The 11,832-nt window shown below is 70.6% G+C and carries 11 protein-coding genes; 7 read left to right on the top strand and 4 right to left on the bottom strand.

Going from position 1 to position 11,832, the window contains the following annotated elements:
• Nucleotides 1-29 precede the first annotated feature (29 nt).
• Nucleotides 30-1,751, bottom strand: a complete 1,722-nt coding sequence (leuA, locus tag ACIRVK_RS14615) for a 2-isopropylmalate synthase (RefSeq protein ID WP_404246781.1) — start codon at nt 1,749-1,751, stop codon at nt 30-32.
• A gap of 373 nt (nt 1,752-2,124) precedes the next feature.
• Here leuA and ACIRVK_RS14620 point away from each other — a divergent pair, with 373 nt between their 5' ends.
• From ACIRVK_RS14620 to ACIRVK_RS14635, 4 genes are all read left to right on the top strand, one after another.
• Nucleotides 2,125-3,198 (top strand): M4 family metallopeptidase, encoded by a 1,074-nt coding sequence (locus ACIRVK_RS14620; RefSeq protein ID WP_404246783.1) that lies wholly within the window; start codon nt 2,125-2,127, stop codon nt 3,196-3,198.
• A 21-nt stretch (nt 3,199-3,219) separates the two neighbouring features.
• Nucleotides 3,220-3,486: a protealysin inhibitor emfourin gene (locus ACIRVK_RS14625; protein WP_404246785.1), complete on the top strand. Its 267-nt coding sequence runs from the start codon at nt 3,220-3,222 to the stop codon at nt 3,484-3,486.
• Nucleotides 3,487-3,555: 69 nt separating this feature from the next.
• Complete coding sequence (locus ACIRVK_RS14630; RefSeq protein ID WP_404246787.1) at nt 3,556-4,869, top strand: GH1 family beta-glucosidase; 1,314 nt, start codon at nt 3,556-3,558, stop codon at nt 4,867-4,869.
• Nucleotides 4,866-6,119 carry an MFS transporter gene (locus tag ACIRVK_RS14635; protein ID WP_404246789.1) on the top strand — a complete coding sequence of 418 codons (1,254 nt, stop codon included), beginning with the start codon at nt 4,866-4,868 and terminating at the stop codon, nt 6,117-6,119. Before ACIRVK_RS14630 ends, ACIRVK_RS14635 begins: the two co-directional genes overlap by 4 nt.
• 1 nt (nt 6,120) lies before the next feature.
• On the opposite strand, the gene ACIRVK_RS14640 is transcribed toward ACIRVK_RS14635, so the two are convergent.
• Nucleotides 6,121-6,975: an NAD-dependent epimerase/dehydratase family protein gene (locus tag ACIRVK_RS14640; RefSeq protein WP_404246791.1), complete on the bottom strand. Its 855-nt coding sequence runs from the start codon at nt 6,973-6,975 to the stop codon at nt 6,121-6,123.
• A gap of 120 nt (nt 6,976-7,095) precedes the next feature.
• Here ACIRVK_RS14640 and ACIRVK_RS14645 point away from each other — a divergent pair, with 120 nt between their 5' ends.
• Nucleotides 7,096-7,980 (top strand): helix-turn-helix transcriptional regulator, encoded by an 885-nt coding sequence (locus ACIRVK_RS14645; RefSeq protein ID WP_404246793.1) that lies wholly within the window; start codon nt 7,096-7,098, stop codon nt 7,978-7,980.
• Between the two features lie 89 nt (nt 7,981-8,069).
• Here ACIRVK_RS14645 and era read toward each other — a convergent pair whose 3' ends face one another.
• Nucleotides 8,070-9,023 (bottom strand): GTPase Era, encoded by a 954-nt coding sequence (era, locus tag ACIRVK_RS14650; RefSeq protein ID WP_404246795.1) that lies wholly within the window; start codon nt 9,021-9,023, stop codon nt 8,070-8,072.
• A gap of 138 nt (nt 9,024-9,161) precedes the next feature.
• Between era and ACIRVK_RS14655 the strand changes: the two genes are divergently transcribed.
• Nucleotides 9,162-10,484, top strand: coding sequence for an ammonium transporter (locus tag ACIRVK_RS14655; RefSeq protein ID WP_404246797.1), 1,323 nt, complete (start codon nt 9,162-9,164; stop codon nt 10,482-10,484).
• Complete coding sequence (locus ACIRVK_RS14660) at nt 10,481-10,819, top strand: P-II family nitrogen regulator (protein WP_404246799.1); 339 nt, start codon at nt 10,481-10,483, stop codon at nt 10,817-10,819. Before ACIRVK_RS14655 ends, ACIRVK_RS14660 begins: the two co-directional genes overlap by 4 nt.
• Before the next feature lie 2 nt (nt 10,820-10,821).
• Here ACIRVK_RS14660 and ACIRVK_RS14665 read toward each other — a convergent pair whose 3' ends face one another.
• On the bottom strand, nt 10,822-11,817 hold the full coding sequence (locus ACIRVK_RS14665; RefSeq protein WP_404246801.1) for a WxL protein peptidoglycan domain-containing protein: 996 nt from the start codon (nt 11,815-11,817) through the stop codon (nt 10,822-10,824).
• Nucleotides 11,818-11,832 lie beyond the last annotated feature (15 nt).

Here is an 11,832-nt window from a genome sequence, read left to right on the forward strand (position 1 = left end):
CAGGACCCCGAACCAGCACGTCAGAGGCGTCAGCGGGCGGCGCGGTTGACCGCGGAGACGACCGCCTTCAGGGACGCACGCGTCGTGTTCGCGTCGATGCCGATTCCCCACAGGACCTTGTCATCGATCGCGCATTCGATGTAGGAGGCGGCCTGCGCGGAGGCACCCTCGCTCATCGTGTGCTCCTGGTAGTCCAGGAGACGGGCGTCGACCCCGACCTTCTGCAGCGCGTCGAAGAAGGCGGAGATCGGACCGTTGCCGGAACCGGTCAGCACGGTCTCCTCGCCGTCGACGACCGCCTCGACCCTGAGCGTGTCCACACCGTCGGTGTCGGTGGTCGACTGGCCGTTCCTGACCTGGATACGGCCCCACGGGTTCTCGGGGTTCGGCAGGTACTCGTCCTGGAAGACCGCCCAGATGTCGGCGCCGGTGACCTCGCCACCCTCGGCGTCCGTCTTCGCCTGGATGATCTTCGAGAACTCGATCTGCATCCGGCGGGGCAGGTCCAGCTTGTGGTCGTTCTTCAGGACGTACGCGATACCGCCCTTGCCCGACTGCGAGTTGACCCGGATGACCGCCTCGTAGGAGCGGCCGACGTCCTTCGGGTCGATCGGCAGGTACGGCACCGCCCACTCGATGTCGTCGACCGTGACGCCCTTGGCGGCCGCGTCGGCCTCCATCGCGTCGAAGCCCTTCTTGATGGCGTCCTGGTGGGAGCCGGAGAACGACGTGTAGACCAGGTCGCCCACGTACGGGTGGCGCGGGTGGACCTCCATCTGGTTGCAGTACTCCCACACGCGACGGATCTCGTCGATGTCGGAGAAGTCGATCTGCGGGTCGACGCCCTGCGAGAACAGGTTCATGCCCAGGGTGACCAGGTCGACGTTGCCGGTGCGCTCACCCTGCCCGAACAGACAGCCCTCGACGCGGTCGGCGCCGGCCATCAGCGCCAGCTCGGCGGCGGCGACGGCCGTACCGCGGTCGTTGTGCGGGTGGATCGACAGACAGACGTGCTCGCGGCGGGACAGGTTGCGGCCCATCCACTCGAAGCGGTCGGCGTGGGTGGAGGGCGTGGAGCGCTCGACCGTCGCCGGCAGGTTCAGGATGATCTCGCGGCCGGGACCCGGCTGCCAGACGTCCATGACCGCCTCGCAGACCTCCAGCGCGAAGTCCAGCTCGGTGTCGGTGAAGATCTCGGGGCTGTACTGGTAGCCGAACTCCGTCTCCGGGCCCAGCAGCTTCTCCGCGTACTCCATCACCAGCCGCGTGCCGTCGACGGCGATCTGCTTGATGTCGTCCTTGGACCCGCGGAAGACGACCCGCCGGAAGACGGGGGCCGTGGCGTTGTACAGGTGGACGTTCGCCCGCCGGGCGCCCTTCAGGGACTCGACCGTCCGCTCGATCAGGTCCTCACGGGCCTGGGTCAGTACGGAGATGGTGACGTCCTCGGGGATGACCCCGGGCTCCTCGATGATCGACCGTACGAAGTCGAAGTCCGTCTGCCCCGACGCCGGGAAGCCGACCTCGATCTCCTTGTAGCCCATCTTCACCAGTTGGTCGAACATCCGGCGCTTGCGCTCGGGCGACATCGGGTCGATCAGGGACTGGTTGCCGTCCCGCAGGTCGGTGGAGAGCCAGCGGGGGGCCTGGGTGATCCGCTTCTCGGGCCAGGTGCGGTCGGGGATGTCGACCTGCTCGTACTTCCCGTACTTGTGGATCGGCATACTGCTGGGCTGCTGGCGGTTCGCCATGATTGCGGGGCTCCTCTTGGTGTCCGGAAGGACGGCCGACGACGCAACACGAAGCTCCGCGGGGAGGGAGTCGACCTGTCCTACAGGCCCTCGCCGCGGCAGCTAAGAAGAAGCAGCCCGAAACGCATGATGCGAGCCACTGTAACGGAGTCGCCCGGAATCGACGCCCCCGTATCAGCATGCGGAACCGCCGAGGCTTTTCAGGGGCACGGGGCTGTATCGATATGCGGCTCCGCCGCGTGGGCGCGACCAGCCACAGCGCGCCCGCACTGCATAACACACAGCAACCACCCCCGACTGGATCATCCCTATATTTCACCAATCAAGGTCGCCCCTAGTGACACCAAGCTAACGCAGTGCCATCGTGCCGGGCATGACGAAGACCAACGGGGGCCCAGAGCCCGTCTTCTGCACCGTCGTGCCGCCGCACATCCTCGACAAGCTGGCCCAGCACGAGGACCCGGCGCTCGCCAACCCCGCTCGCAGGACTCTCGAGCGGGACGCCTTCGAGCGCACCCACCGCCGTCTGACCACGGTCATCGGCGCCCCGACCGTCGCGCCGCCCACCCCGGCGGCCGCCGACCAGCCGCACCGCACCATCTACGACGCCGGCCACGGCACCGACCTGCCCGGCACCAAGGTCCGCGGCGAGGGCGACGCCCCGGGCAAGGACGCCACCGCCAACCGCGCCTACGCCGGCCTCGGCGCCACCTTCGACCTGTACCTGAAGGCCTACGAGCGCTACTCGATCGACGGCAACGGACTCCCGCTCAACGCGAGCGTGCACTACGACAAGGACTACAACAACGCCTTCTGGAACGGCGAGCAGATGGTGTTCGGCGACGGTGACGGCCAGATCTTCCTGGACTTCACCATCCCGATCGACGTCATCGGCCATGAACTCACCCACGGCGTCACGCAGTACACGGCCAATCTGACCTACTTCGGCCAGTCCGGCGCCCTCAACGAGTCGCTGTCCGACGTCTTCGGCTCGCTCATCAAGCAGTACACGCTCGGCCAGACCGCCGCCGAGGCCGACTGGCTGATCGGCGCGGGCCTCCTCGCCCCGCACATCTCCGGCAAGGCGCTGCGCTCCATGAAGGAGCCGGGCACGGCGTACGACGACCCCACGCTCGGCAAGGACCCGCAGCCGGGGACCATGGACGACTTCGTCCGCACCGGCCGCGACAACGGCGGCGTCCACATCAACTCCGGCATCCCCAACCACGCCTTCTACCTGGCGGCGAACGCACTCGGCGGCCACGCCTGGGAGAAGGCGGGTCAGATCTGGTACGACGTCCTGACCGGCGGCGCGCTCAAGAAGGACGCCCTGTTCACGGACTTCGCCAAGCTCACCGTCGCGGCGGCCAAGGCCCGGTACAACGACGGGGAGGAGCTTCAGGCCGTTCTCAAGGCCTGGGAGCAGGTCGGGGTGCGCACGGCGTAGTTCCGTACTAGACACGGTCCCATGCGTATTCGAGTGAGGCGCACGGGCGGGTTCGCGGGCATCGAGCGCAGCGCCGAGGTGGACACCTCGGGGCTGCCCGACGCGCACGAGTGGCGGGCCCTGGCCGAGAAGGCGCTCGCCTCCGGCCGGGCCACGCCGCCGGTGGGCGTGCCCGACGGGTTCAGCTACGAGATCACGGTCGGCACGAGGACGGTGTACGCCGCCGATCCCCGGCTCACCGAGGAGCAGCGGCAACTGATCTCCCGGGTCCTGAAGGAAGGGGCGTGACCACCGACGTAACCACCGTTTGACGCCAGGGCGTTGACTTCCGTTACCGGCGGTAAGGATGATCCGCCCATGGCGACTGATGCAGGCAATCCGATACCCCGTTTCCCGGCCGGTTTCCTCTGGGGCGTGTCGACCTCGGCCCACCAGATCGAGGGCGCGGCCGACGAGCGCGAGCCCTCGGTCTGGGACGCCTTCACGGCCGAGCCGGGACGGGTGAAGGACGGTTCCACGGCGGCGGTGGCCTGCGACCACTACCACCGCTACCGCGAGGACGTGGCGCTCCTGGCCGGCCTCGGCGTGGACGCGTACCGCTTCTCGATCTCCTGGCCGAGGGTGAACTCCCCCGGCGGCCTGGACTTCTACGACCGTCTCGTCGACGAACTGCTGGCGGCGGGCGTCCGCCCGGTGCCCACCCTCTTCCACTGGGACCTGCCCGTCGCCCTGGACTGGCTGGAACGGGACACGGCCGCGCGGTTCGCGGAGTACGTGTCGGTGGTCGCCGAACGGCTGGGCGACCGGGTGCGGAAGTGGATCACCCTCAACGAGCCCGCCGAACACACCCTGCTGGGGCACGCGCTGGGCGCCCACGCGCCCGGCAAGCAGCTCATGTTCGACGCGCTCCCGGTCGCCCACCACCAGCTGCTGGCCCACGGTCTGGCCGTACGGGCCCTGCGCGCGGCCGGTGCCACGGACATCGGTATCGCCAACTCGCACGGCCCGACCTGGCCGGCGTCCTCGGAACAGGCCGACACCGAGGCGGCCGACTTCTACGACCTGCTGCTCAACCGGCTCTTCTCCGACCCCCTCCTGCTGGGCCAGTACCCGGACGGCATCGGCGACTTGATGCCGGGCGACGTGGAGGCCGACCTGAAGGTCATCGCCGAGCCGATCGACTGGTACGGCGTCAACTACTACGCGCCGACCCGCGTGGGCGCCCCGCAGGGCGCGGACATCGAGTTCGGCGGCCTCACCATCCCCGCCGAACTGCCCTTCTCGGTCAGGGAGATCGAGGGCGTCCCGGTGACCGACTTCGGCTGGCCCGTGGTCCCCGAGGGCCTGACGGAACTCCTCACCGGCTTCCGCGACCGCTACGGCGACCGGCTGCCCCCGATCGTCATCACCGAGAACGGCTGCAGTTACGACGGCCTCGACGACCAGGACCGCATCGCCTACCTCGACGGCCATCTCCGCGCCCTGCACCGGGCGTCGGAGGCGGGCGTGGACGTGCGCGGGTACTTCGTGTGGTCGCTGCTGGACAACTTCGAGTGGGCGGAGGGCTACGCGCGCCGCTTCGGCCTGGTCCACGTGGACTTCGCGACGCAGGCGCGGACGCCGAAGGCCTCCTACGAGTGGTTCAAGGACGTCCTGCGGGCGCAGAGATGACGACCACCCGCCCACCGCGGGCCCTCGCCGAGCCGGTCGAACGGGTCGGCCGCGGCTGGACCGCCTCCCTCTCCCTCGCCAACGGGGCGATCTGGGTGGGCTGGTACGGCCCCCTGCAGATCCTGCTGGCCTCCCAGGCGAAGGACTTCGCGTCCGGATCCGGCATGTCGAAGGAGACCATGCTGGCCTGGGTGACCGGCATCGGCGCGCTGGTCTCCCTGGTCGCCAACCCGTTCTTCGGCGCGCTCTCGGACCGGACGACGGCGCGCTGGGGCCGCCGTACGCCCTGGATCGTGGCCGGGGCGGCGGGCGGCGCGCTGTCGCTGCTGGTCCTCGCCGGTGCGGGCGGCATGGCGACGATGACGCTCGGCTGGTGCCTGGTCCAGCTGACGCTGAACGCGGCCTTCGCGGCGGTGACGGCGGCCGTGCCGGACCGGGTGCCACGGTTCCAGCGGGGCTCGGTGGGCGGCTGGTTGGGGGTGGCGCAGATCCTGGGCGTGGTCGGCGGCACGGGGCTCGCGACGGTGGCGGGCGGGATCGGGGCCGGCTATGTGGCCTGCGCGGTGTTCACGCTGGTGGGGGTGCTGCCGTACGTGCTCCGGCATCCGGATCTGCGGCTGGACGTCGCCGACCGGCCGGAGTGGTCCTGGCGCGGCTTCCTCGCCGGGTTCTGGCTGAGTCCGCGGCGGTATCCCGACCTGGGGTGGGCCTGGCTGACCCGTTTCCTGATCAACCTCAGCAACGCACTGGTGCTGCTGTACCTGCTCTACTACCTGCGCGACCGGCTCCACCACCACGACCCCGAGCAGGGCGTGCTGGTCCTGACCGCCGTCAACGGCGTGACCCTGCTGGCCACGGTCGTGGTGGGCGGGGTGTGGTCGGACCGGATCGGGCGACGCAAGCCCTTCGTGATCTGGTCCGGCGTGCTCATGGCGGTCGCGACCGGCGCCCTGGCCGCCTGGCAGACCTGGCCGGGAGCGGTGGTCGCCGCCGCCGTGCTCGGCATCGGCTTCGGCGTCTTCACCTCGGTCGACTTCGCGCTGATGACCGACGTCCTGCCGAAGGCCCTGGACCGCGGCAAGGACCTGGGCGTGATCAACGTGGCCAACGCCCTGCCCCAGGTGGCCGCCCCCGCCCTCGCCGCACCGATCGTCACCTACCTGGGCGGATACCGGATGCTGTATCTCGTGTCTGCGGTGATCGGGTTGGCGGGGGCGGTGCTGGTCGGACGCATCCGGAACGTGGACTGACCTACAGCGCGCCGGCGTCCCGGGCGGCGTAGACCGACGGATACACGGGACGGTAGCCCAGCTCCCGCCGGATACGGTCGGTGGACATGACCCCGAGCCAGGGGTCGGGATCGCTGCGTTCGTACAGCTCGGCGGGCACCTCGGCCCCGTTGAGCTGGTGCAGTTCGACCGCCGTGACCGGGGCGTCGTCGGCGATGTTGTAGATCCGGCCTGCGCCGCCGGGCGCGTGCAGGATGCGCAGGAGGCCCTGGGCTACGTCCGCGTGGTGCCCCATGTGCAGCCGCTGGGTCGCCGCCCACTGCCCGGCCCAGCGCAGCGACTGGGCGAGGTGCGGGTCACCCTCGCCGTAGACGAAGGGCAGCCGGGCGATCCGCACGTCCAGCCCCTCCATCGCCAGCAGTTCCCGCTCGGCCTCGGCCTTCGACGCCGGATAGGCGCCCCACATCGCGCCGCCGGGCCGGCTCTCGTCCTCCTCGGTCACCGGGCGCCCCCGCCCCACGCCGTACACGAGCCCGGTGCTGACCTGCACGAAGCGCCGCACACCGGAGGCGAGTGCGGCGCGGCCCAGCTCCACCGCGGCGTCCCGGTTGACGGCCCGTGCCTCCTCGTCGGGCACCCCGCGGAAGGCGGCGGCGACGTTCACCACCGCGTCCACTCCCGCGACCGCCTTGCCGAGCACGTCCGCGTCCCGCAGATCCCCGACGACGACCTCGGCGCCCAGCGCCGCGAACGGCTCCCCGCGCGCCGCGTCCCGCACCAGCACCCGTACGGTCTCCCCCGGGCGCCGCTCGGCCAGCAGCCTCGGCACGAACCGTCGCCCGACCTGCCCCGTCGTTCCGGTCACCAATGTCAGCATGTGCTGCTCCTCTCGTTCCCGGCCCAGCCTTCAACGCGGCTGCGGCACCCGGGAGAGACCTGCCGATCGGGGGATCGGCAGACCCTGGATAAGCCGGACAGCCGACGGCACGCTGGAGGGGTGAACCGAGCCGAACTCGCCGACTTCCTGCGCCGTGGCCGTGCCCGCCTGGCCCCGTCCGACGTGGGCCTCACGGCCGGCGCGCGCCGCCGCACGCCGGGCCTGCGCCGCGAGGAGGTGGCGCAGCTCGCCGGGATGTCGGCCGACTACTACACGCGCCTGGAACAGTCCCGGGGGCCGCGACCGTCCCGGCAGATCCTCACGGCGCTGGCCCGCGCCCTGCGCCTGACGGACGACGAACGCGACCACCTCTTCCACCTGGCCGCCGAGGAACCCCCACGCCGGGGCAGCACGTCCTCGCACGTCAACCCGGGCCTCCTGCTCATCCTCGACCGCCTGCACGACACCCCGGCGATGATCTCGACGGACTGCGGCGAGGTACTGGCGCAGAACGCGCTGTCGAGGGCGCTGAGCGGCGACATGTCGGCCCGCCCGCCCCGGGACCGCAACATGCTCCGCCGCTTCTTCCTGGACCCGACGGCCCGCGACATGTTCCCGCCGGAGGACGTACCGGCCCACGCCCGCAGCCACGTGGCGAGCCTCCGCGCGGTCGCCGCGTCCCGCCCCGACGACCCGGAACCGGCCGCCCTGGTGGCCGAACTACGCTCGTCCAGCGAGGAGTTCGCCCGCCTCTGGGCCGAGCACGAGGTGGCCGTCCGCCGCCAGTCCACGAAACGCTTCCGCCACCCCGCGGTCGGCCTCCTGGAACTGGACTGCGAAATCCTCCTCAACGAGACGGCCCACCACCACCTGATCATCCACACGGCCCGCCCGGGAACGGAATCCCATGAGCGGCTGCGTCTGCTACGGGTGGTAGGCCTACAGGACTTGACTGCGCCGGCTTCTTCCAGCCCGTCTGGGGGTCCCCCCTTTGGGGGAGTTTGAGGACGAGGTCCGAAGGGCCGACAGGGGGTCCAGGGGGCAGAGCCCCCTGGGGACGGGAAGGGAAGGGGCGGCGGGGGCGAGAAAACCCCTCAGAACCCCAGCCGCCGCAACTGCTTGGGATCCCGCTGCCAATCCTTGGCGACCTTCACATGAAGGTCGAGAAACACCGGCGTCCCCAGCAACGCCTCGATCTGCTTCCGCGACTTGATCCCGACCTCCTTCAACCGCCTGCCCTTGGGACCGATGATGATCCCCTTCTGACTGGGCCGCTCGATGAAAAGGTTCGCGTGAATGTCCAGCAATGGCCGATCCGCAGGCCGATCCTCCCGAGGCAGCATCTCCTCGACCACCACCGCGATGGAGTGCGGCAACTCGTCCCGCACCCCCTCGAGCGCCGCCTCCCGGATCAGCTCGGCGATCATCACCTGCTCGGGCTCGTCGGTGAGGTCCCCCTCGGGATACAGCGCCGGCCCCTCCGGCAGCAGCGGCACCAGCAGATCGGCGAGCAGCTTCACCTGCTTGTCCCCGACCGCCGACACCGGCACGATCTCCGCCCACTCGATCCCCAGCTCCTTGCCGAGCTGGTCGATAGCGATCAGCTGCTCGGCGAGCGCCTTGGAGTCGACGAGGTCCGTCTTGGTGACGACGGCGACCTTCGGCGTCTTCCGGATCCCCGCGAGCTCCTTCGCGATGAACCGGTCACCGGGCCCGATCTTCTCGTTCGCCGGCAGGCAGAAGCCGATGACGTCCACCTCGGCCCACGTCGTGCGCACGACGTCGTTGAGCCGCTCCCCCAACAGGGTCCGCGGCTTGTGCAGGCCCGGCGTGTCCACCAGGATCAGCTGCGCGTCCTCCCGGTGCACGATGCCGCGCACGGTGTGCCGCGTGGTCTGCGGCTGGTCGGCGGTGATCGCGACCTTCTGCCCGACCAGAGCGTTCGTGAGGGTGGACTTGCCCGCGTTGGGGCGCCCCACGAAGCAGGCGAAGCCGGCACGGTGGACGGTCTCGCCCGACTCTTCGGATGACTGGGTACGAACGCTCATGCGCCCATTCTCCCTGATCCCCGGACCCCCGCCGTACCGTGAGGATTCGGTAACCCCGACGCAACGAAACGTCACGGAAACACAGCCGTACGCAACCGGAAACGCACACCGGTGACCCTCTGACGAGCCCCCACCTCGATGGAGACGACCGTGACCTTCGCCGCCGCGCAGATCAACACGGGTGACACCGCCTGGCTGCTCGCCGCCACCGCCCTGGTCCTGCTGATGACCCCGGGCCTGGCCCTCTTCTACGGCGGAATGGTCCGCACGAAGAGCGTCCTCAACATGCTGATGATGAGCTTCGTGTCGATCGCCCTGGTGACGGTGGTGTGGCTGGTCGCCGGCTACTCCCTCGCCTTCGGCGACGACATCGGCGCCGGCCTCCTCGGCGGGCTGGGGCACGCCGGCATGGCGGGCCTCGGCCCGGACAGTGTGCACGGCACCGTCCCCACCGTCCTGTTCGCCACCTTCCAGCTCACCTTCGCGATCATCACGGCGGCCCTGATCAGCGGCGCGATCGCGGACCGCGCGAAGTTCTCGGCGTGGCTGGTGTTCGTACCGGTGTGGGCGCTGCTCGTATACGTTCCGGTCGCGCACTGGGTCTGGGGACCGGGCGGCTGGATCGTGGACCACCTCGGTGCCCTGGACTTCGCGGGCGGTCTGCCCGTCGAGATCACGTCCGGCGCCTCCGGTCTCGCCCTCGCGCTGGTCCTCGGCCCGCGGCTCGGCTTCAAGAAGGACGCGATGCGCCCGCACAACCTGCCGATGGTGATGCTGGGCGCGGGCCTGCTCTGGTTCGGCTGGTTCGGCTTCAACGCCGGCTCCGCGCTCGGCGCCAACGGCCTCGCCGCGGCCGCGTTCCTCAACACCCTGGCCGCCGGCTGCACCGGCCTGCTCGGCTGGCTCTTCGTCGAGCAGCGGCGCGACGGCCACCCCACGACCCTCGGCGCCGCGTCCGGCGCGGTCGCGGGCCTGGTCGCCATCACGCCCTCCTGCGGCACGGTGTCCCTGCTGGGCGCCCTGGTGGTCGGCCTCGCCGCCGGCGTCGTCTGCTCGTACGCGGTGAGCTGGAAGTTCAAGCTGAACTACGACGACTCGCTCGACGTCGTCGGCGTCCACCTGGTCGGCGGCGTCATCGGCACCCTGTTGATCGGCGTCTTCGCCGAGAAGGCCATGACCGGCGGCACCGAGGGGCTGCTGTACGGCGGCGGGCTCGCCCAGCTCGGCAGGCAGGCGGTCGCGGTGGTGGTCGTGGCCGCGTACGCCTTCGCCGTGACGTACGGCATCGGCAAACTGATCGACAAGGCCATGGGCTTCCGGGCGGCCGAGGAGCACGAGCACACCGGCCTGGACCTTACGGTGCACGCCGAGACCGCATACGATCACGGCGTCCTGGGCCACGGCGCCCCGGTCAGCTCGTCCGTCGTCCCCTCCGCCCAGAAGGTCAACACCCAGGCATGAAGCTCATCACCGCGATCGTCAAGCCGTACCGCCTCGACGAGGTGAAGACGGCCCTGCAGGAGATCGGCGTGCACGGCCTGACCGTGACCGAGGCCAGCGGGTACGGCCGTCAGCGCGGCCACACCGAGGTGTACCGCGGCGCCGAGTACCAGGTCGACCTGGTGCCCAAGGTCCGCATCGAGGTCGTCGTCGACGACGCCGACGCGGACGCCGTCATCGACGCGATCGTCAAGGCCGCGCAGACGGGCAAGATCGGCGACGGGAAGGTCTGGGCCCTGCCGGTCGAGACCGTCGTACGGGTCCGCACCGGCGAACGCGGCCCCGACGCGCTCTGAGCTCACCTCCGCGACGAGCTCACCTCCGGGACGCGAGCGGCTGCCGCCTCACGCACGGAGCCCTGCCCGACCGCCCGGCCCCGACGCGCCCTGACGACGAACACCGCGCCCACGACCAGCGCCGTCAGCAGCACCGCCACCGCCACCCACGGCAGCGCGAGGAAGGACGCGCTCGCCGACTCCCGGGTGTCCTGCGCGCTCGCCGTCAACGTGACGTCCCCCCAGTCGAGTTGGGGCGCCCCGCGCCACGGCTCGGTCAGCCGGACCCGCTGGCCGGGCAGGAGTTCGGACGGGACGCGGGACAGGTCGCGGGAGAGCAGCGTACGGCCGAACAGGCCCTTCGCCCGCAGCTCCACCTTCGGGTCGAGGGTGACGTTGCCGGTGTTGTGCAGGGTGTAGGAGATCGTCGACGTGCTGGTCCCGAAGCCGGGGACGAGCGGCTGGCTGTGGCTGATGTGCACGTTCTCGACGGAGATCGCGGGGACCGTCGGACCGCCGACGCGGAGGTAGACGCGGGCCGCGACGGCGCGCTGCACGCCGAGCGCCAGAGACCCGCCGCCCCTGTCGATCCGCTCGTCCAGCGCGACCAGCGCTCCCGGATGGTCGCCGGGTTCGGCGCCCTCGGGCACGTGCAGGGTGAAGGGCACGGTGACCCTGCCGTGCGCGGGGACGGTGATCCGGGACCTGGCGGGCCTGGCCCAGGCCCCGACGCCATGCTGCGTCTCGTGCACCGTCCGAACCGCGAACCCGCCGTCCCGGGCGGTGTTGTAGGCGTCGGCGGCGTAGAGGCGGAAGGTCAGCGGCCCGGCGGTCTTGTTGGCGACGACGACCTTGTCCGAGATGCTCGTACCGGGGTCGGCGGAGAGGTAGAAGTACGGGCGGGCGGCGATCTTCGAGGAGACGGGGTAGACGGACCAGCTGCCGTTGTCGGCGGCATGGGCGGACGGGGTGAGTGCGGCGAGGAACAGGCCGAGAAGGAGGACGTACAGCTTTCTCATGGGTGCGGACCCCCA

Origin of the sequence: Streptomyces sp. NPDC101152, assembly GCF_044768275.1 — a bacterium.
Lineage (GTDB): Bacteria > Actinomycetota > Actinomycetes > Streptomycetales > Streptomycetaceae > Streptomyces.